Here is a 23939-nt window from a genome sequence, read left to right as displayed (position 1 = left end):
GTGTCAGGCAATCGGCGGGCCGGTACGGCCGCGCATGAAGCCGAACACGGCCGACAGCACGAACAGAACGATCGCGATGAAGAAAATGACCTTCGCGATCTCGATCGCCGTGCCGGCAAGACCACCGAAACCGAACGCCGCCGCGATCAGCGCAACGATGAGAAAGGTGAGAGCCCAGCCGAGCATGGTGTTACCTCCTGGTTGAGCGCGCGATTACTCACGCGGACGTTGCCTCGGAAGAAACGGACCTTTCGATCCGTTCCGTCATGACAAGCAAACTCACGACAGGGAGGCGTGGTTCCTCAATATGTTGGGGTATTCGGCGAAGGGAACGTCAATCGCGGTCTCTGTTTCGACGAGCCGCGACTGCACGAAATCGATGAAGGCCCGCACTTTTGCCGGCGGCAGATGGCGCGAGGGATAGAGCGCGTAAAGCGGGAAACTGTCGCCGAGCCAGTTCGGCAGAACCTCGACCAGCGCGCCCTGGTCGATGAGGTGCTGCACGCCGATCGCCTTGACCCGCGCTATGCCGACGCCGCCGAGGCATGCCCCGAGCATGGTGCCGAACTCGGCGACCATCAGCCGGCCGCTCGTCTTCACCTGAACCACCTTTTTTCCTCGCCGGAACTGCCATTCCCCGATCGGCTGCCCGGTCAGCGAGTCGCGAACCTGAATGCAGGTGTGCCTCGCGAGATCGGAAGGTTCGCCCGGTATGCCGCGAGCCGCGAGATAGGCAGGCGAGGCGACCGTGATGGTGCGGGTGTCGAGCAGCTTGCGCGAGACGAGCGAGGATTCCGGCGGCGTGCCGAAACGGACCGCGATGTCGAACCCCTCGCCGACGAGATCGCCCAACTGGTCGCGCGCCACGAGCTCGAGCGACAGGTCGGGGTAGAGCGACAGGAAATCGGCGATGTGCGGCGTGAACAGGAGGCGCGAGAAGAATGCGTCGACATTGACGCGCAGCCGGCCACGCACCGCGACCGACGAACCGGACGTGACCGTCACCGCGTCCTCGATGCCAGTCAGCAGCGGCGCGATCTCCGAATAGAGCTTCCTGCCTTCGTCGGTCAGCGCGACGGCGCGCGTGGTGCGATCAAGAAGGCGGACACCGACGCGGCCCTCCAGCCGCGAGACCGCGCGGCTGACGCCGGATCGCGACAGGCCGAGCGCATCGGCGGCTCGCGCGAAGCTGCCGCCTTCGACGATCGCGGCGAGCACGCCAACGTTCGAGATCACGCGCCCATCGAATGCCATGGCTGAATATCCGGTGATTATCAATCACCAAAGATATGACTTAATGGCACTCACGGCAACGATCACTCGCGCGTTAGTTTCCCGCAACGTCTCAACGCGAGAGAGAAATCATGTACGCGATCACTGGAATCACCGGCAATGTCGGCGGCGAACTCGCCCGCACCCTGCTCGCCGCTGGCAAGCCCCTCCGCGCCGTCGTGCGCGATGCGAAGAAGGGCGAGGAATGGGCAAAGCTCGGCTGCGAGATCGCGCTGGCCGAGATGGAGGATGCGGCGGCGCTCACCGAAGCCTTCCATGGCGCCGAAGCCGTTTTCATCCTGCCGCCGCCCTGCTTCGATCCCGAACCCGGTTATCCGGAAGCGCGCGCCGTGATCGACAGCGTCGTGACCGCGCTGAAGGCGGCGAAGCCCGGCCGGGTGCTCTGCCTGTCGACCGTCGGCGCCGATGCGGTGGAGGACAATCTCCTGTCGCAGCGGACCTTGATGGAGGACGCCCTGCGCGAGCTTCCGATGCCGGTCACCTTCCTGCGGCCGGGCTGGTTCATCGACAACGCGGCCTGGGACGTGGCCTCGGCGCGCGAGACCGGCATGATCCAGAGCTTCCTCACCCCGCTCGACAAGGCGTTCCCGATGGTCGCCGCGAAGGATGTCGGCTGGGTTTCGGCGGACCTCATTCAGCAGGAATGGACAGGCCTCCGCGTTTTCGACCTGCAAGGCCCCCGCCGCGTCTCACCGAACGACATCGCCAACGCATTCGCGAAGGCGTTCGGCAAGCCAGTACGCACCGAACCGGTGCCGCGCGAGACCTGGGAGGAGCTGTTCCGCTCGCAGGGCATGAAGCATCCCCTGCCCCGCATCCGCATGCTGGATGGCTTCAACGAAGGCTGGATCGACTTCGCCAACGAGGGTCGCGAAGCCATCAGGGGCAAGGTCGGCGTCGACGAGGTGATCGCCGCGCTCGTCGGTGGGGGCTAGCGTCCGCGTCCCGCCTTCTCGCCGAAATGAAAGCCGACGATCGCGGCGACGAAACCGACGATTGGCGGCAGCACCATTTCGAGCGTGGCGCGCAAGGTCGTCATCCGGATCGTATCCGCCGAGCAGTTGGCGTTCGCATCGAACCCGCACAGGCCGGCCGTGACGATGCCCATGATCGTCACCGAGCCGACCATGACGAGCAGCGTGATGACGAGCGCGAAGACGATGAGTTCGCGGAGATCGCGGCGCGGAGGATCAGGCTCTTTTTCGGGAGCAGGCATTGAGGGCGTTCGCTTTCAGTTCGACTTGTTTAAGCGATAGTGGGCACCAGAGCGGCAATGTCGGTTTCGTCACGGCTAGAGCAGACCGCGCGCAATGCCGCCGTCGACGCTGATCGTCTGGCCGGTGACATAGCTCGCGAGCGGGCTGCAGAGCCAGACGATCATTGTCGCGATCTCATCCGGCTGCGCGAAGCGGCCAAGGGGAATATCCTTGGCGAATTCCTGCAGCACCTCTTCGCGCGTCGAGCCGCGCTCGGCGGCGAGCATGTCGGCGCGGTTCGTCCAGAGCGAGGTCAGCGTGCGCCCGGGCGCGATCGTATTGATGCGGATGTTCCTGTCCGCGAGTTCAAGCGCGAGCGTCTTGGTGAGGCCGATCAGGCCGGCCTTGTGGACATTCGAGACGACCTGATGCTGGTACGGCATCTTCGCGCCGGCGCCGCTCATCGTGATGATCGCAGGGTTCGACCCCTTCTCCAGATAAGGCAGCAGCGAGCGGATGGCGCGCACCGTCGACAGGATGTTGAAGGTGTAGTTGTCGAGCCAGGCCTGATCGTCGAGTGCCGAGAAATCGGCGCGGACGCTGCCGCCGACGGCCGCGACGAGCACGTCGAGCGCGCCCCAGCGGGCGTCGACCGTTTCGGCCAGCACAGCGCCCGCTTCCGGCCGGGTGACATCGCAGACGAGCTGGCCCGGCACCGTGGCGCGCTCGGCGTGGATCATCTCCGCCGCGGCGAGGAGGTTCTTTTCGGAGCGCGAGGCGATGACGACGTCGGCGCCCTCGCCGATCATCAACGACGCCGCTGCTCTGCCGATGCCGTCGCTGCCGCCGACGACCAGTACGCGGCGCTTGCCATATCCGAGATCCACTACGCCCTCCCCAAGCATTGTTATGGCTTGAGGCCGGCAGACGAACGGGTCCGTGCGAACTCAAGGTCCGCGACTATACCGAAACGTTGTCCAAACGAACCCGCTTTGCGGCTGCCGTTCCTAGCCGAGGGAGCGGAATAGCTCCCTGTAGGTGGGCTCGGGAAACGCCTTCAGGGTTTCCGTCCTGACATTGCCCTGCATGCCAAGCTTCAGGGTAAAACGGGCCGCGGCTTCATCGTCGGGCGCCTCATAGACAACGACCATGTCGTAGTGACCCATCGTCATGAAGAAGGTTTTGATCTCCCCGCCAAGATCGGCGAGCGCCTTCTTCGCGACGTCGAGACGTGCGGGCGATTCCGAAACCTTGCGCACGCCCTGTTCGGTCCAGTTGGCAAGCATGATGTAGGTCGCCATGGCACACCGCCTTTCCGATCGGCAGGTGTCACGTCGATCCATCGAGCGGAATGGGATGCGCTTGAGCGACGGCCTCCTGCCATCTTCAGTATAGCGCACCCGCACCCGCTCGACCCTGGATAGCGGACAAAAGAAAAGGGCGCGGCCGAAGCCGCGCCCTTCGTATTCTGAGCCGTGGAGGCTGGATCAGAAGTCCATGCCGCCCATGCCGCCCATGCCACCGCCCGGCATGCCAGCCGGACCGGCATCGCGCTTCGGCGCGTCGGCAACCATGGCTTCCGTGGTGATGAGCAGGGCCGCGACCGAAGCCGCGTCCTGGAGCGCCGTGCGGACCACCTTGACCGGGTCGACGATGCCGAACTCGATCATGTCACCGTACTTCTCGTTCTGGGCGTCGAAGCCGAAGGTGGCCGAGGAGTTCTCCAGCACCTTGCCGACCACGATCGAGCCCTCGACACCGGCGTTCTCGACGATCTGGCGGATCGGAGCTTCCAGCGCGCGCTGGACGATCTTGATACCGGCCTGGATGTCGGGGTTGGTGTTGGTGAGGCCGTCGATCGACTTGCGAGCACGGAGCAGCGCGATGCCGCCGCCGGGAACGATGCCTTCCTCAACCGCGGCGCGGGTCGCGTTGAGCGCGTCATCGACGCGGTCCTTGCGCTCCTTGACTTCGACTTCCGTCGAGCCGCCGACGCGGATGACGGCGACGCCGCCCGCAAGCTTGGCGAGACGCTCCTGGAGCTTCTCACGGTCGTAGTCCGAGGTGGTCTCCTCGATCTGCGCCTTGATCTGACCGACGCGGCCTTCGATGTCCGACTTCTGGCCGGCACCGTCGACGATCGTGGTCTTTTCCTTCTCGATCACGACCTTCTTGGCGCGGCCGAGCATCTGCAGCGTGACGTTCTCGAGCTTGATGCCGAGGTCTTCCGAGATGACCTGACCGCCGGTCAGGATCGCGATGTCCTCGAGCATGGCCTTGCGGCGATCGCCGAAGCCCGGAGCCTTGACGGCCGCGACCTTGAGACCGCCACGGAGCTTGTTGACGACGAGCGTGGCCAGAGCCTCGCCCTCGACGTCCTCAGCGATGATGATCAGCGGACGCGAGGACTGCACGACGGCCTCGAGGACCGGGAGCATGGCCTGCAGGCCCGAGAGCTTCTTCTCGTGGATGAGGATGAAGGGATCTTCGAGATCCGCAATCATCTTCTCGGCATTGGTGATGAAGTACGGCGAGAGGTAGCCGCGGTCGAACTGCATGCCTTCGACGACTTCGAGTTCGGTCTCGGCGGTCTTGGCTTCCTCGACCGTGATGACGCCCTCGTTGCCGACCTTCTGCATCGCGGAAGCGATCATCTGGCCGATTTCGGTCTCGCCGTTGGCGGAGATCGTGCCGACCTGGGCGACTTCGTCAGACGAATTGATCTTCTTGGCCGACGACTTCAGGTGAGCGATGACAGCGGCGACAGCCGTGTCGACGCCGCGCTTCAGATCCATCGGGTTCATGCCGGCGGCAACGGACTTGGCGCCTTCCTTGACGATCGCCTGGGCGAGAACCGTCGCAGTCGTCGTGCCGTCGCCGGCGATGTCGTTGGTCTTCGAGGCTACTTCGCGCACCATCTGGGCGCCCATGTTCTCGAACTTGTCCTCGAGCTCGATCTCCTTGGCGACGGTGACGCCGTCCTTGGTGATACGGGGAGCGCCGAACGACTTGTCGATCACGACGTTGCGGCCCTTCGGACCGAGCGTCACCTTGACGGCGTTGGCGAGGATGTCGACGCCGCGGAGCATCTTCTCACGCGCGTCGGCGGAAAAACGTACGTCTTTCGCTGCCATGTCTGTCTTCCTTATCTAGAAAATTGCGGGAGAAAGGGGTCTCAGGCGATGATGCCGAGGATGTCGCTTTCCTTCATGATCAGCAGCTCTTCACCGTCGATCTTGACTTCAGTGCCCGACCACTTGCCGAACAGGATCTTGTCGCCGGCCTTCACGTCCAGCGGGACGAGCTTGCCGGCTTCATCGCGGGCGCCGGAACCGACGGCCACGATCTCGCCCTCCTGGGGCTTCTCCTTGGCGGTGTCGGGGATGATGATGCCGCCCTTGGTCTTCTCTTCGGCGGTCAGGCGGCGAACGACCACGCGGTCGTGCAGCGGACGAAACGTCATCGGGTTTTATCCTTCAGGTTTTGGCCCAGGGCCGACCTATGCAAACTGAGGCTGTTAGCAGTCCCACTTAAGGAGTGCTAAAGCCGCGCAGGAGGTAGGCGGGAGCCTTTAGCTTGTCAAGAACGCCGGACGCTAAATCGCGAGTCCGGTTAATCGCGCTTTGGCGGCGAGATCATGGCGTCAGCCGATTTCCGCCTTATCTTCGCTCGGAACCGAGAATGCGGCGGCGGCGACCATACTCGCGAAAAGCCCACCTTTTGCGACAAGCGCATCGTAGCCGCCCTGTTCGGCAAGCTTGCCGTCCTCCAGCACGATGATGCGATCGGCAGAGCGGACGGTCGACAGCCGGTGGGCGATGACGAAGGTGGTGCGGCCCTCCCGGAGACGATCAAGCGCCGCCTGGACGCGGGCCTCGGTTGCGACGTCGAGTGCGGAGGTCGCCTCGTCGAGGATCAGGATCGGCGAATTTTTTAGGAGCGCGCGGGCGACGGCGATGCGCTGGCGCTCGCCACCCGACAGCCCCTGCCCGCGCTCGCCGACCATGGTCCGGTAGCCTTCCTGTTTCCTCGCGATGAAATCGTGCGCCTCCGCGAGCCTGGCCGCGGCCTCGATCTCGGCATCACTGGCGTCGAGGCGGCCCATGCGGATGTTCTCGGCGATCGAGCGGTTGAACAGTCCGGCATCCTGGAAGACGACGGCGATGGCGGCGTGCAGCGAGGCGAGCGTGACGTCGCTGATGTCCTGGCCATCGATGAAGATGCGGCCGGATTGCGGGTCCCATGCACGCTGGAGGAGCGCGAGCGTGGTCGATTTGCCGGACCCGGTCGGGCCGACAAGGGCGACGGTCTCGCCGGGGCGGGCCTCGAAGGTCAGGCCCTTCAGGCCGCCCGAACCGGTCGGATAGCGGAACGTGACGTCGTCGAACACGACATGACCGCCGAGCAGTGCAAGCGGCGTCGCGCCCCGTTTCTCGGGCGGTCCGGGGCGTTCGTCCATGATCTCGAAAAACTGGACGAGCTGCGGGCCGCGAAAGAACACGCTCATCACGAAACCAGTCATCTGATCGAGCCGGCCGATCAGCATGTTCGAGAAGCCCACGAAGGAGACGATCTCGCCGACCGTCGTGCCCTCCGTCTCGCGCAACATGGCGCCGAGGGCGAAGATGGCGACGATCGAGAGCGAGGACGCGGCGCGGGTCAGCACACTCATCACCGCCCACCAGTTCAGCACTGGATATTGCGTCTCGAGCAGGCTCGCGAGCGAACGGCGGATATTCGCCAGTTCCGTCGGCACTGCGAGGAAGCTCTGCAGCACCGAGACATTGCCGAAGAGATCGCCCACCCGGCCGGAAATGTCGCTGAACCGCGCCTCGACCTCAGCCTGCCCGCCGGAGGTCCGGCGGACGACCAGCGCGTTGACGCAAACGTAGACGACCATCAGCGCCAGCAGGAGGAGCGCGAGCTTCCAGTTCATCCAGAACGCGATCGGGATGAGGACGAAGAGCGAGACGAGACTGGTGAAGTGCTCGCGCAGGATCGACAGCCAGAGCACGAACATGGAATCGACGCCGACCGTCATCACCCGCATCAGCTGGCCCGAACGGGCCTCGGTGTGAAATGAGGCCGGAAGGGTCAGGACATGTTCGAGATAGGCGGCCATGGTCGCGAGACGTCGGCGATGGCACAGCCGGTCGGCGAGAAGCGCGACGACGAGGCCGAACAGAAAGGCGCCGAAGCCAGCCCCGGCCCACAGCAGGATAAGGTGGAAGCTCGGCGTGCCGGCGGTCATCGCGTCGATCGCGCGGCCGAACAGGACGGGCTCGGCGACCTGCAGCGCCGCGATTACGAAACCCGAGAGAATGAGGGCAATCGTGCGTCCGCGCTCGGCGAGGAGCAGACCGAAAGCGCGGCCATAGGCGGCGAAGGTTCGGCGGATTTCGGAGCGGTTGGCCATTCGGATCAAGCTAACGCCTGAGACAGGGCGCCGCAGCAGAAATCTCTTATGGCAAAGCGGTAGTTAACTCGGAAATTACAATCAGAACCATACACATAGAGCGGTAATGCCGGGGGGTTTTCCGTGATGCGTATGCGTTCCCTTTCGCTGAAGACGTCCGTCTTCGGCGGTGTCGCTCTTGCCGGCGTGTTCGGCGCCACGGCCTTCTTCCTCGATCGCCAGATCAGTTCCTCTATCGAGACGGAGACCTACGCTCTCCAGTCGGAAACCCTGAAGAACCAGGTCCGGGCGGTGCGCAGCCGGCTCGACCTCGCCGAGAAGACGGCCGACGATATCGCCAACGCGGTGACCGCGCTCAACAAGGCAGGCGTAAAGGATCGCGACCAGCACGATGCGATGCTCAAGAAGATCCTGGCGCAGAACCCGCAGTTGATCGGCGTCTGGACCGGCTGGGAGCCGAACGCCTTCGACGGCCGCGACGCCGAATTCGCCAACCAGGCGCCGAAGCACGACGCGACCGGCCGCTTCGTCCCCTATTGGCACCGTGGCAAGGGTTATCCATCGCGCGAAGTCCTGGTCGGCTACGACGCCCAGACCTCTGACGGCGACTATTACCAGCAGCCGAAGAAGCAGAACCGCTCTGTCGCGATCGAGCCCTATCTCTACCCGGTCAACGGCAAGGACGTGACGATGATGTCCTTCGGCGTGCCGATGGTCATCGACGGCAAATATGTCGGCACCGCCGGCGTCGACATCGATCTCGGCCCGCTCGGGGCCGACCTCTCGAACGTGAAGCCGTTCGGCACCGGCTATGTCGCCGTCGTCTCCTCGTCCGGCCTGGTCGTCGCCCACCCGGACCTCGCCGCCTCGGTGAAGCCGATGGACAAGACCGACGGTCCCATCGCCGAGGTCGCCAAGCAGGCAATGGCGAATGGTGCCGGAGCGGAACTGGAAGCCGTCGGCCGCGACGGCGCTGTGTGGCGCTATATGGCCCAGCCTTTCGCCGCCGGTGCGACGAAGGAGAACTGGACGCTCGTCACCGCCGTGCCGGTCGCGACTTTGACCGCCACGGTGACGGAAGCCCGCGAAACGCTGATCGGTTTGAGTGGACTCGCCATCCTGATCGCCTGCGGCGTAATCTTCGCGCTGCTCCGCACCATGGTCGGCCGTCCGCTTCGCTCGCTCGGCAAGACGCTCGACCAGATGGCCGGAGGCGATTACGAGGCCGAGGTCCCGGAAGCCGTCCGCGCGGACGAGATCGGCGATATCGGTAAATCGGTCATCGCATTCCGCGACGGCCTGAAGGCCAAGGCACTGGAGGAGTCGCAGCTCCGTGCCGCCGCTCGCGCCCGAAGTGAGGAAGAGCGCAAGACAGAACTCGGCCGCTTCGTCGGCGAATTCCAGTCGGCCATCGGAGGCATTATCGGCATCGTTTCCTCGGCCGCGACTGAGACCGAAGCCGCCGCGCAGACGCTGTCTGATACCGCCGGCAAGGCCTCGAACCAGTCGATCGCCGCCTCGGATTCGACCCAGCGCACGACCAGCAACGTGCAGACGGTCGCCGCCGCAAGCGAGGAACTCGCCTCGTCGATCACGGAGATCGCCCGACAGGTCACACATTCGAGTGAAATGGCCGGCCGCGCCGTCGAAGAGGCCGAACGCACCAATGCCCGCATCGCGGCGCTTGCCGAGGCCAGCCAGAAGGTCGGCGACGTGGTCGGCCTGATTCAGGCGATCGCCGCCCAGACCAACCTTCTCGCGCTCAACGCCACGATCGAGGCGGCGCGTGCCGGCGAGAGTGGGCGCGGCTTCGCGGTGGTGGCGAACGAGGTCAAGAACCTCGCCGCCCAGACCGCCAAGGCCACCGACGAGATCGCCACGCAGATAACCGCGATCCAAACCCAGACACAGGATTCAGTCGAGGCGATCCGCCATATCGGCGAAACCATCCGCCAGATGGACGGCGTCGCCAATGCGATCGCGGCGGCCGTCGAGGAACAAGGTGCCGCGACCGGCGAGATTTCGCACAACGTCCAGAACGCGGCGCGCGAAGCCGATGAGGTCGCCCACAACATCGAGGGCGTCACCCGCGCGACGCACGAGACCGGCGCCGCCGCGTCGCAGCTTCTCGGCACAGCCGGCGAACTGGCCCGCCAGTCGGTTGCGCTGCAGCGAGAGGTGGAGGCTTTCGTCAGCCGAGTTCAGGCGGCGTAAAAACTGGACGTACGTACAAGCGAAAGGCGCGGCTCCGCCGCGCCTTTTCATTTCTCGGTGGCGTAGAAGGCGAGCGCTGCGAGCGGCATGGCCATTCCGATAATGCAGATGCCCGGCCAGCCAAAGGCTGAATAGACCGGGCTCGCGATCGCCGATCCGACGGCACCGCCGAGGAAGAAGATCGCGATGTAGATGCCGTTGATCCGGCTGCGCATATGCGGGTTGAGCCCATAGATCGCGCGCTGGCCGATGACCATGTTGCCCTGCACGCCAAGATCGATGCCGATGCCTGCAACCACGAGCGCGGCGAGCGAGCCCCAGGTACCGAACAGGCAGAGCGCGAAACCGGCGAAGACGAGGAACATCGACAGGCCGGTTCCGGTCTTGCTCCAGCCTCGATCGGCAGCGCGACCGGCAATCGGAGCCGCCAGAGCGCCCGCCGCGCCGGCAAGCGCAAAGAGCGCGATGCCGCGCTGGCCGAGGCCGAAGGTGTCGCTCGCGAGTTCGAGCGGCACGGCCGTCCAGAACAGGGTGAAGGTCGCGAACATCGCCGTCTGATAGGCGGTGCGGCGCTGCAGGACCGGGCTGTCGCGCAGGATCGTCCAGAGCGAGGCGATCAGCTTGCCATATGGCAGAGGCGCGGCCGGATGGCGCTCCGGCAGCATCTGGAACAGGAAGCCGCCGAGCACGACCATCATCCCGATCGCCAGAACGAACATGCCGCGCCAGCCGAAATCGGCGGCGACGAGGCTGGCGAGCGGACGGGCGAGCAGGATGCCGACCAGAAGCCCGCTCATGATATTGCCGACGACGCGGCCGCGCGCGGCGTCCGTCGCCATGTGAGCCGCGATCGGGATGACCATCTGGCAGGCGCTGGCGGTCAGACCGATCAGGAAGGCGGAGACGAGAAAGACGATTGCATTCGGAACGAGCGCTGCCAGCGCCAGCGAAAAGATGTTGGCGGCGATGGCGATCAGGATCAGCCGGCGGTTCCGCAGGACGTCGCCGAGCGGGACGAGGAAGAACAGGCCGAGCGCATAGCCGACCTGGGTCAAGGTCACGACGAAGCTCGCGGTGCTCTCCGAGAGCCCCACATCCGGGCCGATCAGCGCGATCAGCGGCTGGGCGTAATAGAGATTGGCGGCCAGGATCCCGCAGGCCGCGGCCATGAGGAATGTCATGCCGCCGGAAATGCCGTGCGGATGCGCTGCTGCCACGGTATCTGTCGTCATTGAAAATCTCGAAGATCGCCGGCGAAGACGTTGCACGGCCTCGGTGATTTAGGAACGCGGATGCCGTGTCTCAAGGCAGACGAAGGTCGCAGTCAGTACGTCCGCGTCAGCCACTCCGTCTGCGGGCGGCGATAGGCGAAGACCTTCGCGTCGCGGGCGAGCGCGAGCGCAGTTTCCTGGATCTCGTCGTTGAAGTCGGAGATCTTCACCCGGTCGCGCAGTCGGAAAAAGGCCGCAAGAAGGTCAGCGGGCGCCCCCAGCACCGCCTGTTCGATGATCGGATCGGAGATGATCTCGCCGCGCCTTGTGTGGATCGCCTCGGCGAACTGGGCGACGGCGAGCGCGCCCGCGATCTCCGTCACCTCGCGCTGCTGGCGCACAATGGACCACGCGTAAACGGCGCCCGAGAGGACGATCTGCGCGGCGACGAGGATCGACAGGCTGATAGTCGCGGCGGCCTTGAAAGCCGGTTCGCCCTGGTAAAGCAGGAAGATGCAGAACGCGGCCAACAGCATTGCCGCGACCAAAGTGGCCGCCATGAAGAGCTGGGCGCCCAGGCGAAATCTCATGACCGTCGGAGACTCAGTCTACAGGTCGCGACGATAAACATATTCGCGGCTGTTGGAGGCGTCGCCAAGCTCGCGCTCCTCGCGTCCACGGATAAAGCCGTTCTTCTCGTAGAAGCGGTGTCCGGACACGAAGCGGGTGTCGGTCCACAGCACGATGCCCTTGCTGCCCCTGCTCCGTGCGAAATCGAGCGCCTTGCCGAACAGCACATCGGCAAGGCCGCTGCCGCGCCTGCTCTTGTGAAGGTAGAACTTGAATAGCTCGTCGATGCCGGGCTCGCCGCTCCGCACGATGGCGATGCTGCCGATGATCTCGCGGCCGTCCTCGAGAACCCAGAGACGACCACCCATATTCCGGTAGTTCGTGGCCGCCCGGGCGAGTTCGGGGAATTCCTCATCGAGGAAGACGAGGTCCGGATATTCGGCGAAGACGCCGGCGATCAGATCGCGTATGCCGCGCCCGTCCTCGTCCCGCGCTTCCCGGAGGACGACCTCAGTATGAAAATCGAGATTTGTGGACATGGGCCTGCGCGGCGATCCGAGTCGGGAACCCGACATCCCATGCGATGACCGTACGGTCAAATCGACGAGATGGAAGAGGCGGAGTGCTAGGCCGCGCGCTCGTGCATCAACCCGACGAGAAAGCCCGCCAGATCGTCCGTGACATGGTCGACGTGCGGGCCCTGCTCGCTGTCCTCGGCGTGCATCGCGCGCTCTTCGACATCGCCATCGCGCGGGACGACGAGCACGGTCGTCATGCCGAGTGCATGCGGCACAGCGAGATTGCGAGCGAGGTCCTCGAACATCGCCGAGCGCGACGGGTCGACGCCCAGATGGGCGACGAAGCGGTCGTAGGCCTGCCACTCGGGCTTCGGAATGAAGTCTGCCTGCGCGACGTCGAAGATGTCGTGGAAGAGATCGCCGAGACCAAGCGAATTGGCGCAGCGCTCGGCATGGCCGCGCGAGCCGTTGGTCAGCACATACCGCTTGCCCGGCAGAGCGGCGATCGCGTCCTTCAGCGCCGGGTCCGGGATCAGGCGTTCATGCGAGACGTCGTGGACGAAATCCATGAAGGCATGGGGATCGACGCCGTCGACTTCCATCAGGCCGCGCAGGCTGGTGCCGTAACGGCGGTAATAGTTCTTCTGCAGAGCCCGCGCCGACATGCCGTCGATGCCGAAGCGGTCGGCGATAAACATCATCATCCGCTGGTCGATCAGTTCGAACAGGCGGCAGGACGGCGGATACAGCGTGTTGTCGAGGTCGAACACCCAGGTGTCGACATGCTCGAAACCGCGCACCGTCGCCATCGTCAGCGCGTGACCAGCGTGCCGGCGCCGTGGTCGGTCAGAAGTTCGAGCAGGACGATGTGCGGCACCTTGCCGTCGAGGATGACGACGCCGTCGACGCCGCGCTCCAGCGCGTCCATGCAGGTCTCGACCTTCGGGATCATGCCGCCTGTGATGGTGCCATCGGCGATGCGGCGGCGAGCCTGGTCGATCGACATCTTAGTGATCAGCTGCTTTTCCTTGTCGAGCACACCGGAGACGTCGGTGAGGAAGAGCAGGCGGCGGGCGCGCACCGAGCCGGCGATGGCGCCTGCGAAGGTGTCGGCGTTGACGTTCAGCGTCTCGCCCCAGCGCGATGTCGCGACCGGCGCCACAACCGGGATGAGATCGGACTTCGAGGCGAGTTCGAGCACGGTCGGATCGACCGATTCCGGTTCACCGACAAAGCCGAGATCGACATCGTCGCCGAGACCCGGCGAACTGGCCTTCATCAGCGGCGCGAGCTTCCGCGCTGTGACCATGTTGCCGTCCTTGCCGCTGAGGCCGATGGCACGGCCGCCGGCAGCGTTGATCGCGGCCACGATTTGCTTGTTGACGAGGCCGAGCACCATCTCGACCACTTCCATGGTCGCGCCGTCGGTGATGCGCAGGCCGTCGTGGAACTTGCTCTCGATGTTGAGTCGCTTGAGCATCGAGCCGATCTGCGGACCGCCGCCATGAACGACGATCGGATGCAGGCCGGCAAGCTTCAGCATGACCACGTCGCGGGCAAAATCGCGCGCCGCGTGCTCCTCGCCCATCGCGTGGCCGCCATACTTCACGACGACGGTGGCGTCATCGTAGCGCTGCAGCTGCGGAAGGGCCTCGGCGAGGATGCGCGCGCGGTCGAGGGGCGAAACGTCAGTGGCCATAAGGTGCACCCGGAAAGAAAAGCCCGTCGCTTCTAGCGGCTCGGGCGCGAAGGCTCAACGCCGCAAAAGGATACCCGCAACGACGATGACGGCCCAGCCGGCGATCATCATCGTGCCGCCCGTCGGCGCGGCCATCGGGAACAGTGCGGTCCCCTTGTAAAATCGCATCGCCAGATCGCCCGCGAACAAGGCCGCGCCGACCAGAAGGACTAGCCCACCGAGATTGAGCGTCAGCCCGCCCGGGCCGGACGCACGGCCGAACAAGCCGATGGCGAGTAAAGCCGGCGCATGGAACAGAAGCATCGACGATGCAGAGCCGAGCGAGGTCGCTCCGGCCGTGTGGGAAGCGACGGCCGCGAGCGAAACGCCGAGCGCGCCGAAGACGCCGGCGACGATGATGAAGAACTGACTCATATGGTTCTCCAATTACCCGTCCCTCAAGCCCGGGCCTGACCCGGGCATTCAGAAGCCACACCGCCGCACTGGATTGCCGGGTCGAGCCCGGCAATGAGGGCGCAGCTGGGGACTAGGCCCTTTCCGCGATCAACCGGACAATTGCCGCCTTAAGGTCGGCGAGTCCCTCACCTTCCTTCGATGAGGTCACGATTATCTCCGGATACGCCGCGGGGCGACGCGCCAAAGCGGCGCGGACTTCATCGAGCCTCGTCTCCCGATCGCCTTTCTTCACCTGATCCCATTTGGTCAGCACGACCTGGTAGGACACCGCGGTCTTGTCGAGGAGATCGAGCACCGGGGTGTCCGTGTTCTTCACGCCATGGCGGCTATCGATCAGAACGTAGACGCGGCCGAGATTGGTGCGCCCGCGCAGATAATCGAGGACGAGGCGCGTCCAGGCCCGGACCTTGGCTTCCGGCGCCTCAGCGAAACCATAACCCGGCATGTCGACCATGGTCAGCCGCGTGCCGATGCGGAAGAAGTTGAGTTCCTGGGTGCGGCCCGGCGTGTTGGACACCTTGGCCAGGGTCTTCCTGCCGGTGAGCGCGTTGACGAGGCTCGATTTGCCAACATTCGAGCGCCCGGCGAAGGCGATCTCGACGGTCTCGATCGGCGGCAATCCATCGATCGCGACGGCGCCCTTCATGAAGGTGGCCTCGCCCGCGAACAGCAGACGCCCTTCTTCACGGTAGAGCTCATCCTGCTTCTTTTCGTCTTCGGTCAAATCGGTCATCTGTGTGGGATGACGGCCGGGGCGCGCGGCGTCAACCATTCTTGCCAGCGGAGCCCTCGACCGTGATGTCCGTTCGCCTTGCCGTTTTCGCTTTCGTCGCCTCGATCGTGGGCGCCAACATCGCCTCCGCGCAGGCGGTCGACGACCTCGTCGGCAAATGGGGCCTCGCCTCCTACTGGAAGCCGGAAGACGCGGCGAAGGCGCCCGGATGGGCCAAGGCGACCTGCGGTTCGCCCTATACGATCACGAAGAGTTCGACCGGCAATCTGATGATCCACATCGCCGACGATCCTGCTCAGAAGGAAGTGAAATTGTCGGGCAAGAAGCTCGTCCCGGTCGATACCAAGGTCGCGGGCGGTGCGGCCAAGCACGAACGGACGATCACGAGGTTTGAAGCGGGGAAGAGCTTCGAACTGACGTGGAGCAATCCCGGCGTCGGATCGCGCTACGGGATCAACGTCTATGTGAAGTGCGGGAAGTGACGGCCTCATCCTGAGCCGGCCGCGCAGCGGCCGTGTCGAAGGATCGACACGAACTCGGAGTGCGTGGCCATCCTTCGACACGGGCCTCTGGCCCGACTCAGGATGAGGATTTGATCAATCGAACAGCGCGTCGATGTCGTCCTGCGAGGCGCGACCTTCTTCGCCGGCCAAGCCCGGGCCGTTGAGAAGGGCGCGGTCGCCTTCCGGCGCGTCCGGCAGATCCGGGGTGATGTCGCGGAATTTCTCCATGCCGCCCCAGATCTCAATCATCCGGTCGATGCGGTCTTCGATGAAGGTGAGCGTCGATACCACCTTGGTGATGCGCTGGCCGGTGAGATCCTGGAAGTTGCAGGCTTCGAAGATGCGGACCACCTTCTCCTGAATTTCAGAACCCATTCCCCGCACCCGGGCCGTCTTAGCCGAGGACTGGATGGTCAGGGCGTGATCGTCGATCATTTCCGCGGCTTCGAGTATCTGCTGCGTCGCCGTTTCGGTGCCCGACACGATAGCGTCGAGTTCACCCGTGACGCGGGCCATCTGGGCGGTCTCGAAGCTCGAGCCGTGCAGCGTGGCGATCTCGAGCTTGGTCCGCTGGATCGCTTCCTGGATGGCATCGAGCTCCGCCTTCATCTGGAAGGCTTCGCTGATTTCCTTTTTGAACAGCGAGATCGCGTCGTTCGAAATCTCCGCCGCGGGCTTCATCATGGCCCGGAGCGTCTGAAGCTCCGACATCAGTTCGGCGTGCCGCATAACGCTCGCATGGGAGTCGTTGGCGCCAACTGGGAAATACTCGCCATTCATCATGGCTTCGATACGAAACGGCTTACGCGCTTTACTGGTCATGAGTTCGCCCCACACACTCGGGGCAAGCCTAGCGGCCAAGACTTAAGAAGCGGTCAAAAAGTCGAAGCTTCGCCTTAATCACTCCCTAACCATAAGAGGAAGTTTCCCTTTCGCAGGACTCGCAACCGACTGAGGGGAAACGACGTTCACGAAGGTTTGCCCAATCCGGCATATCGTGCCGGTTATAGTCGCTGCTCCTGCGAGAAGGATAACGGACCGTCATGCGTATCGCACGTGCAATCCTCACCTTCGCGGCTCTGACTGCCGCAGTTCCCGCCTCGGCCCAGACCTATTCGGACCTGTACGCACGAGAGATCGCCCGCCAGCCTTATTATGAGGTTCAGAGGGTGCCGCGTTATGCGCCGCCGCGGACCGTCTACCAGCGCCGGGCGCTGTTCGACGATGACGACGATCGCGGCCTCTTCAGCAACCGCCGCCGCATGCAGGCCGACCCCTATCGCCGCCAGCAGGCCGTCGTTCCCGGCATTTCCCGTGCTCCCGCGGCCGCCGCGCCAATCCGCCGCCAGATTCCGGCCGAGTTCCGCAGGCAGACCGTGTCGTACACCGGCACCGAAGCGCCCGGCACGATCATCATCAATTCCTCCCAGCGCATGCTCTATCTCGTCCAGGGTGACGGCACGGCGATCCGCTACGGCATCGGCGTCGGCCGCGAGGGCTTCGGCTGGAGCGGCACCGAGAAGATCACAGCCAAGCGCGAATGGCCGAAATGGTATCCGCCGGCGGAGATGCTCGCCCGCCGTCCCGATCTGCCGAAGATGATGGAGGGAGGCCCGAACAATCCGCTCGGCGCCCGCGCGATGTATCTCGGCTCGACGCTCTACCGTATCCACGGCTCGAACGAGCCCTGGACGATCGGTCAGGCGGTCTCGTCCGGCTGCTTCCGCATGACCAACGAGGACGTCCAGGATCTCTACGATCGCGTTCCGATCGGCGCAACGGTGAAAGTCATCTAGCTAAACACTCTTTTCAAAGCAAAACGGCGCGCCAATGGCGCGCCGTCTTCGTTTCTGATCGAGCCTCGTCAGGCCCAGCCGTTGTCGTCGCCGCCATCGTCCCAGTCGCCGTCATCGTCATGCGAGGCGAGGTCCTTTTCGTCTTGGTCGGCATCCTGATTGTTCTCCGAACCGCCGCGACCCGTCAGCCAGTCGAAGAAGCCGCCGCCACCTCCGCCTTCATTGCCCGCGTCGGCCGTGCTCTGATCGCCGACATCGCCGAGTCCGGCTTCCTGGCCGAGCGCATTCGAACCCTGATCGGGTTGCTGGGCAGCGCCGCCGAGACCGGCGGCCGATGCCGCGCCCGACGCAGCCGAAGATGTCGCCTCGCCGCCCGCGCCTAGCAACGACTTGGCCGCCTCGGCGACCAGCATGCCGCCGGCGACGCCCATCGCTACCTGGCCGGCTCCGGCGAGGAATCCGCCTCCACCACCCATGCCCATGCGCTGCTGCTGCGGCGCTCCGAACGTCCGGTCGCCATAGGCCGGCTGCTCATAGCCTTGACCGGAGGACGGCGAACCGCCCCGCTGCCATGGGCTGGGAGCCCCCATCGCACCGGGTTGGCGATATTCGGCGTAACGCTCGTCCTCGTCTTGAGGCGCGCGCCGTTCGAGTTCCTCGATCCGGCGGCTGGCGAGTTCGAGCGCCTGGTTCTGCGCGATGATCGTCTGCGCCATCGTGTACACCGCGTTCGGCGCACGACGCAGTTCCTGGCCGAGCAGTTCCTGCACCTCGCGGTCGCGGGGCTGGCCTTCGGCGTCACGAAGCCGGTCGAACAGCTCCATGATCAACTGGCGTTCCTGAGCCTGCATCGTCGTGTCCTCCATAGGAGTGTCTCGCCAAGTATCTGGTGGCCTCTGCGGCGGAAAGAAGACCGGCGAAACGAAAGTGCTTTCACGGAGTTGTTTGTCGCAGTGTACGGAACGGACCTTCGAGATGACGATCTCAGAGACTTTCAGCAAAGCGGCCAACAAAGTCGCTTATTGGACGGGCCGACCGACGACGTTCGCAGCCTGTGTGGGAATCATTATTCTCTGGGCAATTATCGGCCCTCTGTTCGGCTTCTCAGACACCTGGCAGCTAATCATCAATACCGGTACGACGATCATCACCTTCCTGATGGTGTTCCTGATCCAGAACACCCAAAATCGTGACGGCCTGGCGATCCAGACCAAGCTCGACGAGCTGATCCGCGTCAGCTCGGCGCAAAACCGCTTCGTCGGCATCGAGAAGCTGACCGACGAGGAACTGGAGGAACTCCGCGCCAAATGCGAGGCGCGGGCGAAGAGCGAGGAAGCCGACGAGGTGGTCGAGGGCGTGAATGAGGACGTCCGGAAGAAGATCGCCGCAAGTATCGGCTGATGCTCAGCGGGCCGAGGCGATCTCCGCGGCCAGAACGCGCGCTGCCGCCTCCGGATCTGATGCGCCGCAGATCGCCGAAACCACCGCGACGCCCTGAACGCCGGTGCGGATGACCGGTGCCGCATGTTCGGCCTCGATACCACCGATACCGACGATCGGCAGGCTGGTCAGCGCCCGCACGGCGGCGATGCCCTCGGCGCCGATCGCCGCGCCGGCATTGGCCTTGGTAGATGTCACGCGATACGGACCGACGCCCAGATAGTCGACCGCATCGAGATCCTCGCGCGAGGCGGCGAATTCGGCGGGGCTGCCTACCGACAGACCCAGGATCATATCCGGGCCCCCGATCTCTCGCGCCTCGAAGGCGCGGATATCGTCCTGTCCGAGATGCACGCCGTCGGCGGCGGCGGCGATGGCGACATCGATGCGGTCGTTGATGATCAGCGGAATTCCACGGGGCCTGAGCACGGCCAGCAATGCGCGGGCATCCTCGACCAAAGCGCGGCCGTCGGCGGCCGGGTCGCGCAGCTGGACGATGGTGACGCCGCCGCGGATGGCCGCCTCGACGGTCGAGAGAAGATCGCCAGAGCGGCAGGCAGGCCGTCCTGCGACGAGGTAGAGCGAAAGATCGAAGAGCATCAGCGCGGAGCTTTAGAGATCGCTCTCCGAACCCGCAAGCGGACGCTGAACCTCCTGCCCTCGGGAACGTTCTTCCATCAGATGTCCGATAACGGAGCGCGACAGATGACCGAGGCAGAACTGAAGCACCACGCAGACGAGACCGACGCAAAGGCGCATTACCGAAAGGAGAAGCGCGAGGAGAAGGCGCATGAGAAGGCTGTCGAGGACACCTTCCCGGCAAGCGATCCTCCGGCAACCTCGCAGCCCGGTCACGGTATTACAAAAAGCGAAAAATTGCCGGATCCTGTCAAACGAAAGGCTTGAGTGATTAAGCCGCTGTCCGCCTCAGCTTTGACTGTGGCGGACGACGCGGCGGCTGCTAATCTCGCATCGTCGCTTACGAGACGGCGCCGATGAGATTCTTGCCGCTTGCCTTCCTGCTCGCCGTCGCGAGCGCTCCCGTAATAGCCCAGGACAAACCGCCGGCCCCGGAGCCGCTGCCGACGGCGATCGTCCTCGCGGTGCAGGACGCGCTGATCTGGACCGGCGATTTCGACGGCATCGCCGACGGCAAGCCTGGCCCCGCCTTTGCCGCGGCGGTGAAACAGTTCCAGACGCGCGAGGCAAAGCCTGTCACCGGCACACCGACGCCGGGCGATATGTGGCGGCTGTCGCAGATCGTCGACGAGGCGAAGAAGTCGGCGGACTGGCGGCTTGAGATCGACGGCCCGAACGATGTCGTCCTCGGCCTTCCGCGAGGCCTCCTCCCGGATGCTTCGCGTAACGCGGAGGGTCGGCACTTTCAGAGTTCCGACGGCACCGCCCAGCTCCAGATATTCAAGGCGAAGGGCGATCTAGCTTCGGTCCACGCGGCGGCTAAAGGCAAGGCCGGGCGCGCGGTGAACCGGGCGGAGCTGAAAGGCGGCCGTTCGCTCGTCGCCGGAACGGACGGTCAGTCGGGCTTCGTCGATTTCGCCACTGGCCCGAAGGGCAAGGTGAAGGGCTTCCGCCTTACATATCCCGTCGGCCAGATCGGCCGTTTCGTGCCGGCAGCGATCGCGATCTCGAACAATTTCTACGCCGACCCGACCGCCAGGCCAAGCGAGAAGGCGCCGCGCGCCGCGCCGAGCTTCGACGGAGCGTTCAACGCACCGGAGAAGGGCCGGCTCTACCCCTTCGCGACCGTGACCGCGCAGGAGCCGCAGGCGCAGATCACGCTCGGGCCAGTCTCCGCCCGTCTGACCGCGAGGAAGGTGGAAGATCCGGACATGGCGGACTTCTTCGACCCCATCCTGGAAATCCAGGTCGAAGGACAGGCCGTCCTGACGGTCGAAGACAAGGACCGGCAGACGCAGGACGCCGGTGTCCGTGCCGTCGAACTCGATCCGACGAATGGACTACCGGAAGTCCTGCTGACGACCTTCACCGGCGGCGCGCATTGCTGCACGACGCTGACGATCTTCACCGTCCGCACGGACGGCAGCTGGGCGCGGGTGGACGCCGGCGATTACGACGGCGCGCCGGATTTCCCGCAGGATGTGGACGGCGATGGCCGCTACGAAATCGTCGCGCCGGACAATGCTTTCTATTACGCCTTCGACTGCTATGCCTGTTCCTATGCGCCCGACAAGATCGAGCGGCTCGACGGCGATACGCTGAACGACGTTTCGGCGCGGCCGGAATTCCGCAAGGTGTTCGCGCAATGGCTGCCCCCGACATGGGCCTATGCCTGGGCCGAGGGTGCGGTGAGCGGCAACGGTTTCCTGCCGGCGCTGGTCGCGGCGTCGCGGCGGATCGGCGAGAGCGAGGACGCCTGGACCTTCCTCAAGGCGCATTACGACAAGAACAACGACACCGGCATCGAGGGCTGCTCCTTCCCACTCGGCGACAACGGCTGTCCGCCGGACAAGATCGTGAAGCGCACCTATCCCGAAGCGGTCGAAACATTTCTGCGTGAACAAGGCTATTGAGCTGGGATTACAGCTCAGGACAACCTTTGCGGTAACATAATCGCTCCGTATCACTTTTCCCGCCCGGACCGCCGGGCTGGAGAATCGTAAATGAAGCAAATGCTCCTACCGGCCGTCGTCTGTGCCGGTGTCATGTTTGGCGGGGCGACCACGGCTTCCGCGCAGGGCATCTATATCGGCCCCGGCGGCGCCGGTCCGGACTACGGCTATTACCCGCCGCCACCTCCCCCGCCGCGCTATTACGGCCCGCCGCCGCGTTACTATGGAGGAGGCCCGGCCTTTCGCATTGATCGGGGCGAAGCCGTCCGGATCGCCCGCCGCAACGGCCTCGAACGCATCTACGACGTTGACCGGAGCGGCCCGAACTGGGTCGTGCGCGGCGAAAACTATCGCGGTCGCGATCTGTCGGTCTGGGTGAATTCCTACAATGGCGACGTCAGCATCTCGCGCCGCTGACGCACCCGAAACGAAAAGCCCGCCCAGGCGGGCTTTTCCATGTCTCAGTTCTGCTGCGCCGCCATCTGCTGGCGCTTGAACTTGCGAGACTGTATCTGCCAGGCGGCGCCGAACGCTTCGGCTCGTGTGCCGAACGGGCCGGCCACCCTCTCCTGTTCCGCCCAAGTTTCCCATTTGCCGTCGTCCCGCAGGACGACGCGATGACCATTAGCGTGGAAGATTCGCGATCCATTCGTTGTCATGCGCCAAAGATCGGAGCCGAAGGCTGAATCGTCAATAATTCGACGTGAGGCTGCTGTAGAATGTCGCAGGGTGTGGGAAGGATGGTACAGCTGGGCCAGTTCGGGCGCGCTGGAACAAGGTCCGCGTCGAACGATGCGGGCCTCCCTCACCCCCGACCTGTTCAACTATCATCGCCTGAATGCGCGCGGCTCAGCCGCGAACAAGGAAAGGTGAGTTCATGTTTGTGTCGATCAACCCGGCCAATGGTCTTGAACTGGCGCGATACGAAACGCATTCGGCGGCCGGGGTCGACCAGGCTCTCGACCAGGCCGTCGCCGCCCAGAAGGAATGGCGCCGGCAGAAACTGACCGTTCGCTCGGCGACGCTGCGTCGGGTCGCATCAGTCCTGCGCCTGAAGAAGGAAGACCTCGCCCGCCTGATCACTCAGGAGATGGGCAAGCCGATCGTCGAGGCCGAGGGCGAAATCGAAAAGTGCGCCTGGACGTGCGAGTTCTATGCCGAGCACGCGCCGCGCTTCCTCTGCGACGAGATCGTGCCGAGCAACGCAACGGAAAGCCGCGTGGTCTTCGACCCGCTCGGCGTCGTGCTCGCGGTGATGCCGTGGAACTACCCATTCTGGCAGTTCTTCCGGTTCTTCGCTCCGGCCATGGCCGCCGGCAACGGCGCCGTGCTGAAGCATGCCTCTAACGTGCCGGGCTGCGCGCTCGCGATCGAGAATGTCCTCAAGGAGGCGGGCGTGCCGACCGGACTTTCTCGATCCCTGCTGGTCGAATCGTCCCGGGTCGCAGCCCTCATCGCCGATCCGCGGATCGCAGCCGTCACGCTGACCGGCTCGACGCCGGTTGGCGCCGCGGTTGCTGCCGAGGCCGGCAAGCATCTCAAGAAACAGGTTCTCGAACTTGGCGGCACCGACCCCTTCATTGTGCTGGCCGATGCCGACATCGAGCTGGCCGCGCAGGTCGGCGCGCGTGCCCGCTTCCAGAATGTCGGACAGAGCTGCATCGCCGCGAAGCGCTTCATCGTCGACGAAAGCGTCGCCGATACCTTCGTCGCCGCGCTGACGAAGCAGGTTGCTGCCCTGAAGGTTGGCGATCCGATGGACCGCAGCACCCAGATCGGTCCGATCGCCCGCGCGGACCTGCGCGATGGCCTGCACAAACAGGTGGAACAGTCTCTGTCGGAAGGCGCGGCGGTGCTGCTCGGCGGCAAGGCGATCGATGGCCCCGGAGCCTTCTACGCACCGACGCTCCTCGATCATGTGAAGAGCGACATGACGGCATGCCGCGAGGAGATCTTTGGACCGGTGGCGCCGATTGTCCGCGTCCGGGACACCGACACCGCGATCGCGGTTGCAAACGACACGGAATACGGCCTCGGTGCCGCTCTGTGGACCCGCGACATCGCTCGCGCGCATGTCCTCTCGCACGAGATCGAGGCCGGCGCGGTCTTCATCAACGGCATGGTCGCATCGGACGCCCGCATCCCGTTCGGCGGCATCAAGAAGTCCGGTTACGGGCGCGAACTCGGCGAGTTCGGCATCAGGGAATTCACGAACATCAAGACCGTCTGGGTGGGGCCTGCGCAAGTTTGAGCGGTCCCACCTTGTTCCCTACCTCTTCATCCCACAGTCCGCGCTCCCTGCA

At 64.6% G+C, this 23939-nt stretch carries 28 protein-coding genes; 9 read left to right on the top strand and 19 right to left on the bottom strand.

The features are described from left to right. Nucleotides 1–3: 3 nt before the first annotated feature. Together ACFPFW_RS01155 and ACFPFW_RS01150 are read right to left on the bottom strand one after the other, a co-directional pair. A complete protein-coding gene (locus ACFPFW_RS01155; protein ID WP_114955395.1) occupies nucleotides 4–186 on the bottom strand; it encodes a DUF1328 domain-containing protein in 183 nt (60 codons plus the stop codon). Between the two features lie 93 nt (nucleotides 187–279). Then, the gene (locus ACFPFW_RS01150) at nucleotides 280–1254 is read right to left on the bottom strand and encodes a LysR family transcriptional regulator (protein ID WP_114955394.1); all 975 of its coding nucleotides are present in this window, start codon (nucleotides 1252–1254) and stop codon (nucleotides 280–282) included. A 110-nt stretch (nucleotides 1255–1364) separates the two neighbouring features. On the opposite strand from ACFPFW_RS01150, the gene ACFPFW_RS01145 reads away from it, so the two are divergent. Then, on the top strand, nucleotides 1365–2228 hold the full coding sequence (locus ACFPFW_RS01145; RefSeq protein ID WP_114955393.1) for an NmrA family NAD(P)-binding protein: 864 nt from the start codon (nucleotides 1365–1367) through the stop codon (nucleotides 2226–2228). On the opposite strand, the gene ACFPFW_RS01140 is transcribed toward ACFPFW_RS01145, so the two are convergent. From ACFPFW_RS01140 to ACFPFW_RS01115, 6 genes are all read right to left on the bottom strand, one after another. Further along, on the bottom strand, nucleotides 2225–2509 hold the full coding sequence (locus ACFPFW_RS01140) for a hypothetical protein (protein WP_114955392.1): 285 nt from the start codon (nucleotides 2507–2509) through the stop codon (nucleotides 2225–2227). The genes ACFPFW_RS01145 and ACFPFW_RS01140 overlap by 4 nt on opposite strands. A gap of 75 nt (nucleotides 2510–2584) precedes the next feature. Beyond that, the gene (locus ACFPFW_RS01135) at nucleotides 2585–3376 is read right to left on the bottom strand and encodes an SDR family oxidoreductase (RefSeq protein ID WP_114955391.1); all 792 of its coding nucleotides are present in this window, start codon (nucleotides 3374–3376) and stop codon (nucleotides 2585–2587) included. 120 nt (nucleotides 3377–3496) lie between these two features. Next, complete coding sequence (locus ACFPFW_RS01130) at nucleotides 3497–3790, bottom strand: GYD domain-containing protein (protein WP_114955390.1); 294 nt, start codon at nucleotides 3788–3790, stop codon at nucleotides 3497–3499. A 186-nt stretch (nucleotides 3791–3976) separates the two neighbouring features. Next, nucleotides 3977–5623 carry a chaperonin GroEL gene (gene groL / locus ACFPFW_RS01125; RefSeq protein WP_114955389.1) on the bottom strand — a complete coding sequence of 549 codons (1647 nt, stop codon included), beginning with the start codon at nucleotides 5621–5623 and terminating at the stop codon, nucleotides 3977–3979. Nucleotides 5624–5664: 41 nt separating this feature from the next. Next, nucleotides 5665–5952, bottom strand: a complete 288-nt coding sequence (gene groES, locus ACFPFW_RS01120; protein ID WP_114955388.1) for a co-chaperone GroES — start codon at nucleotides 5950–5952, stop codon at nucleotides 5665–5667. A 180-nt stretch (nucleotides 5953–6132) separates the two neighbouring features. Next, entirely contained in the window at nucleotides 6133–7905 is a 1773-nt protein-coding gene (locus ACFPFW_RS01115) for a glucan ABC transporter ATP-binding protein/ permease (protein ID WP_114955387.1), read from the bottom strand. 126 nt (nucleotides 7906–8031) lie between these two features. On the opposite strand from ACFPFW_RS01115, the gene ACFPFW_RS01110 reads away from it, so the two are divergent. After that, nucleotides 8032–10119 carry a methyl-accepting chemotaxis protein gene (locus tag ACFPFW_RS01110; protein WP_379769059.1) on the top strand — a complete coding sequence of 696 codons (2088 nt, stop codon included), beginning with the start codon at nucleotides 8032–8034 and terminating at the stop codon, nucleotides 10117–10119. 47 nt (nucleotides 10120–10166) lie between these two features. On the opposite strand, the gene ACFPFW_RS01105 is transcribed toward ACFPFW_RS01110, so the two are convergent. The 7 genes from ACFPFW_RS01105 to yihA all read right to left on the bottom strand — a co-directional run bounded on the left by ACFPFW_RS01105 (nucleotide 10167) and on the right by yihA (nucleotide 15306). Next, the gene (locus tag ACFPFW_RS01105) at nucleotides 10167–11351 is read right to left on the bottom strand and encodes an MFS transporter (protein WP_379769056.1); all 1185 of its coding nucleotides are present in this window, start codon (nucleotides 11349–11351) and stop codon (nucleotides 10167–10169) included. 92 nt (nucleotides 11352–11443) lie between these two features. Continuing rightward, the gene (locus tag ACFPFW_RS01100; RefSeq protein ID WP_114955385.1) at nucleotides 11444–11920 is read right to left on the bottom strand and encodes a hypothetical protein; all 477 of its coding nucleotides are present in this window, start codon (nucleotides 11918–11920) and stop codon (nucleotides 11444–11446) included. A gap of 18 nt (nucleotides 11921–11938) precedes the next feature. After that, nucleotides 11939–12439 carry a GNAT family N-acetyltransferase gene (locus tag ACFPFW_RS01095; protein ID WP_162799567.1) on the bottom strand — a complete coding sequence of 167 codons (501 nt, stop codon included), beginning with the start codon at nucleotides 12437–12439 and terminating at the stop codon, nucleotides 11939–11941. Between the two features lie 86 nt (nucleotides 12440–12525). Further along, the gene (locus ACFPFW_RS01090; RefSeq protein WP_114955383.1) at nucleotides 12526–13227 is read right to left on the bottom strand and encodes a pyrimidine 5'-nucleotidase; all 702 of its coding nucleotides are present in this window, start codon (nucleotides 13225–13227) and stop codon (nucleotides 12526–12528) included. 2 nt (nucleotides 13228–13229) lie between these two features. Next, nucleotides 13230–14117 carry an acetylglutamate kinase gene (gene argB / locus ACFPFW_RS01085; RefSeq protein WP_114955382.1) on the bottom strand — a complete coding sequence of 296 codons (888 nt, stop codon included), beginning with the start codon at nucleotides 14115–14117 and terminating at the stop codon, nucleotides 13230–13232. A gap of 54 nt (nucleotides 14118–14171) precedes the next feature. Beyond that, the gene (locus ACFPFW_RS01080) at nucleotides 14172–14531 is read right to left on the bottom strand and encodes a DUF423 domain-containing protein (RefSeq protein ID WP_114955381.1); all 360 of its coding nucleotides are present in this window, start codon (nucleotides 14529–14531) and stop codon (nucleotides 14172–14174) included. Between the two features lie 112 nt (nucleotides 14532–14643). Next, nucleotides 14644–15306 carry a ribosome biogenesis GTP-binding protein YihA/YsxC gene (gene yihA / locus ACFPFW_RS01075; RefSeq protein WP_114955592.1) on the bottom strand — a complete coding sequence of 221 codons (663 nt, stop codon included), beginning with the start codon at nucleotides 15304–15306 and terminating at the stop codon, nucleotides 14644–14646. Nucleotides 15307–15371: 65 nt separating this feature from the next. Between yihA and ACFPFW_RS01070 the strand changes: the two genes are divergently transcribed. Next, nucleotides 15372–15788 (top strand): hypothetical protein, encoded by a 417-nt coding sequence (locus tag ACFPFW_RS01070; RefSeq protein WP_114955380.1) that lies wholly within the window; start codon nucleotides 15372–15374, stop codon nucleotides 15786–15788. A gap of 114 nt (nucleotides 15789–15902) precedes the next feature. Here ACFPFW_RS01070 and ACFPFW_RS01065 read toward each other — a convergent pair whose 3' ends face one another. Beyond that, nucleotides 15903–16631: a protein phosphatase CheZ gene (locus ACFPFW_RS01065; protein ID WP_114955379.1), complete on the bottom strand. Its 729-nt coding sequence runs from the start codon at nucleotides 16629–16631 to the stop codon at nucleotides 15903–15905. A 221-nt stretch (nucleotides 16632–16852) separates the two neighbouring features. On the opposite strand from ACFPFW_RS01065, the gene ACFPFW_RS01060 reads away from it, so the two are divergent. Continuing rightward, entirely contained in the window at nucleotides 16853–17605 is a 753-nt protein-coding gene (locus tag ACFPFW_RS01060; RefSeq protein WP_114955378.1) for a L,D-transpeptidase, read from the top strand. A gap of 68 nt (nucleotides 17606–17673) precedes the next feature. On the opposite strand, the gene ACFPFW_RS01055 is transcribed toward ACFPFW_RS01060, so the two are convergent. Continuing rightward, nucleotides 17674–18456 (bottom strand): DUF2076 domain-containing protein, encoded by a 783-nt coding sequence (locus ACFPFW_RS01055; protein ID WP_379769046.1) that lies wholly within the window; start codon nucleotides 18454–18456, stop codon nucleotides 17674–17676. Between the two features lie 124 nt (nucleotides 18457–18580). Here ACFPFW_RS01055 and ACFPFW_RS01050 point away from each other — a divergent pair, with 124 nt between their 5' ends. Beyond that, nucleotides 18581–19006, top strand: coding sequence for a low affinity iron permease family protein (locus ACFPFW_RS01050; RefSeq protein WP_114955376.1), 426 nt, complete (start codon nucleotides 18581–18583; stop codon nucleotides 19004–19006). Between the two features lie 3 nt (nucleotides 19007–19009). Here the strand turns inward: ACFPFW_RS01050 and thiE are convergent, their stop codons facing one another. Continuing rightward, nucleotides 19010–19645 (bottom strand): thiamine phosphate synthase, encoded by a 636-nt coding sequence (gene thiE / locus ACFPFW_RS01045; RefSeq protein ID WP_114955375.1) that lies wholly within the window; start codon nucleotides 19643–19645, stop codon nucleotides 19010–19012. Nucleotides 19646–19750: 105 nt separating this feature from the next. Here thiE and ACFPFW_RS01040 point away from each other — a divergent pair, with 105 nt between their 5' ends. The 3 genes from ACFPFW_RS01040 to ACFPFW_RS01030 all read left to right on the top strand — a co-directional run bounded on the left by ACFPFW_RS01040 (nucleotide 19751) and on the right by ACFPFW_RS01030 (nucleotide 22053). Continuing rightward, a complete protein-coding gene (locus tag ACFPFW_RS01040) occupies nucleotides 19751–19951 on the top strand; it encodes a hypothetical protein (RefSeq protein ID WP_379769042.1) in 201 nt (66 codons plus the stop codon). An 89-nt stretch (nucleotides 19952–20040) separates the two neighbouring features. Next, on the top strand, nucleotides 20041–21597 hold the full coding sequence (locus ACFPFW_RS01035; RefSeq protein ID WP_114955374.1) for a peptidoglycan-binding domain-containing protein: 1557 nt from the start codon (nucleotides 20041–20043) through the stop codon (nucleotides 21595–21597). A gap of 90 nt (nucleotides 21598–21687) precedes the next feature. After that, entirely contained in the window at nucleotides 21688–22053 is a 366-nt protein-coding gene (locus tag ACFPFW_RS01030) for a hypothetical protein (protein ID WP_114955373.1), read from the top strand. A 44-nt stretch (nucleotides 22054–22097) separates the two neighbouring features. On the opposite strand, the gene ACFPFW_RS01025 is transcribed toward ACFPFW_RS01030, so the two are convergent. Then, nucleotides 22098–22295 carry a hypothetical protein gene (locus tag ACFPFW_RS01025; protein ID WP_114955372.1) on the bottom strand — a complete coding sequence of 66 codons (198 nt, stop codon included), beginning with the start codon at nucleotides 22293–22295 and terminating at the stop codon, nucleotides 22098–22100. A gap of 218 nt (nucleotides 22296–22513) precedes the next feature. On the opposite strand from ACFPFW_RS01025, the gene ACFPFW_RS01020 reads away from it, so the two are divergent. Beyond that, entirely contained in the window at nucleotides 22514–23887 is a 1374-nt protein-coding gene (locus ACFPFW_RS01020; protein ID WP_114955371.1) for an NAD-dependent succinate-semialdehyde dehydrogenase, read from the top strand. The last annotated feature ends 52 nt before the right edge of the window (nucleotides 23888–23939 follow it).

It is taken from the genome of Flaviflagellibacter deserti (assembly GCF_042652085.1).
GTDB lineage: Bacteria > Pseudomonadota > Alphaproteobacteria > Rhizobiales > Methylopilaceae > Flaviflagellibacter > Flaviflagellibacter deserti.
This window is presented reverse-complemented; position numbering and strand designations above follow the sequence as displayed.

What these genes read in the sequence shown, in the direction of transcription:
- ACFPFW_RS01065 (WP_114955379.1), bottom strand. Translation starts at nt 16,631, where the DNA reads ATGACCAGTAAAGCGCGTAAGCCGTTTCGTATCGAAGCCATGATGAAT.
- ACFPFW_RS01040 (WP_379769042.1), top strand. Translation starts at nt 19,751, where the DNA reads ATGACCGAGGCAGAACTGAAGCACCACGCAGACGAGACCGACGCAAAG.
- ACFPFW_RS01110 (WP_379769059.1), top strand. Translation starts at nt 8,032, where the DNA reads ATGCGTATGCGTTCCCTTTCGCTGAAGACGTCCGTCTTCGGCGGTGTC.
- ACFPFW_RS01070 (WP_114955380.1), top strand. Translation starts at nt 15,372, where the DNA reads ATGTCCGTTCGCCTTGCCGTTTTCGCTTTCGTCGCCTCGATCGTGGGC.
- ACFPFW_RS01080 (WP_114955381.1), bottom strand. Translation starts at nt 14,531, where the DNA reads ATGAGTCAGTTCTTCATCATCGTCGCCGGCGTCTTCGGCGCGCTCGGC.
- argB (WP_114955382.1), bottom strand. Translation starts at nt 14,117, where the DNA reads ATGGCCACTGACGTTTCGCCCCTCGACCGCGCGCGCATCCTCGCCGAG.
- ACFPFW_RS01020 (WP_114955371.1), top strand. Translation starts at nt 22,514, where the DNA reads ATGTTTGTGTCGATCAACCCGGCCAATGGTCTTGAACTGGCGCGATAC.
- ACFPFW_RS01035 (WP_114955374.1), top strand. Translation starts at nt 20,041, where the DNA reads ATGAGATTCTTGCCGCTTGCCTTCCTGCTCGCCGTCGCGAGCGCTCCC.
- ACFPFW_RS01090 (WP_114955383.1), bottom strand. Translation starts at nt 13,227, where the DNA reads ATGGCGACGGTGCGCGGTTTCGAGCATGTCGACACCTGGGTGTTCGAC.
- ACFPFW_RS01030 (WP_114955373.1), top strand. Translation starts at nt 21,688, where the DNA reads ATGAAGCAAATGCTCCTACCGGCCGTCGTCTGTGCCGGTGTCATGTTT.
- ACFPFW_RS01055 (WP_379769046.1), bottom strand. Translation starts at nt 18,456, where the DNA reads ATGCAGGCTCAGGAACGCCAGTTGATCATGGAGCTGTTCGACCGGCTT.
- ACFPFW_RS01145 (WP_114955393.1), top strand. Translation starts at nt 1,365, where the DNA reads ATGTACGCGATCACTGGAATCACCGGCAATGTCGGCGGCGAACTCGCC.
- ACFPFW_RS01060 (WP_114955378.1), top strand. Translation starts at nt 16,853, where the DNA reads ATGCGTATCGCACGTGCAATCCTCACCTTCGCGGCTCTGACTGCCGCA.
- thiE (WP_114955375.1), bottom strand. Translation starts at nt 19,645, where the DNA reads ATGCTCTTCGATCTTTCGCTCTACCTCGTCGCAGGACGGCCTGCCTGC.
- ACFPFW_RS01100 (WP_114955385.1), bottom strand. Translation starts at nt 11,920, where the DNA reads ATGAGATTTCGCCTGGGCGCCCAGCTCTTCATGGCGGCCACTTTGGTC.
- ACFPFW_RS01150 (WP_114955394.1), bottom strand. Translation starts at nt 1,254, where the DNA reads ATGGCATTCGATGGGCGCGTGATCTCGAACGTTGGCGTGCTCGCCGCG.
- ACFPFW_RS01115 (WP_114955387.1), bottom strand. Translation starts at nt 7,905, where the DNA reads ATGGCCAACCGCTCCGAAATCCGCCGAACCTTCGCCGCCTATGGCCGC.
- ACFPFW_RS01025 (WP_114955372.1), bottom strand. Translation starts at nt 22,295, where the DNA reads ATGACAACGAATGGATCGCGAATCTTCCACGCTAATGGTCATCGCGTC.
- groL (WP_114955389.1), bottom strand. Translation starts at nt 5,623, where the DNA reads ATGGCAGCGAAAGACGTACGTTTTTCCGCCGACGCGCGTGAGAAGATG.
- ACFPFW_RS01105 (WP_379769056.1), bottom strand. Translation starts at nt 11,351, where the DNA reads ATGACGACAGATACCGTGGCAGCAGCGCATCCGCACGGCATTTCCGGC.
- ACFPFW_RS01140 (WP_114955392.1), bottom strand. Translation starts at nt 2,509, where the DNA reads ATGCCTGCTCCCGAAAAAGAGCCTGATCCTCCGCGCCGCGATCTCCGC.
- ACFPFW_RS01095 (WP_162799567.1), bottom strand. Translation starts at nt 12,439, where the DNA reads ATGTCCACAAATCTCGATTTTCATACTGAGGTCGTCCTCCGGGAAGCG.
- yihA (WP_114955592.1), bottom strand. Translation starts at nt 15,306, where the DNA reads ATGACCGATTTGACCGAAGACGAAAAGAAGCAGGATGAGCTCTACCGT.
- ACFPFW_RS01130 (WP_114955390.1), bottom strand. Translation starts at nt 3,790, where the DNA reads ATGGCGACCTACATCATGCTTGCCAACTGGACCGAACAGGGCGTGCGC.
- ACFPFW_RS01155 (WP_114955395.1), bottom strand. Translation starts at nt 186, where the DNA reads ATGCTCGGCTGGGCTCTCACCTTTCTCATCGTTGCGCTGATCGCGGCG.
- ACFPFW_RS01050 (WP_114955376.1), top strand. Translation starts at nt 18,581, where the DNA reads ATGACGATCTCAGAGACTTTCAGCAAAGCGGCCAACAAAGTCGCTTAT.
- groES (WP_114955388.1), bottom strand. Translation starts at nt 5,952, where the DNA reads ATGACGTTTCGTCCGCTGCACGACCGCGTGGTCGTTCGCCGCCTGACC.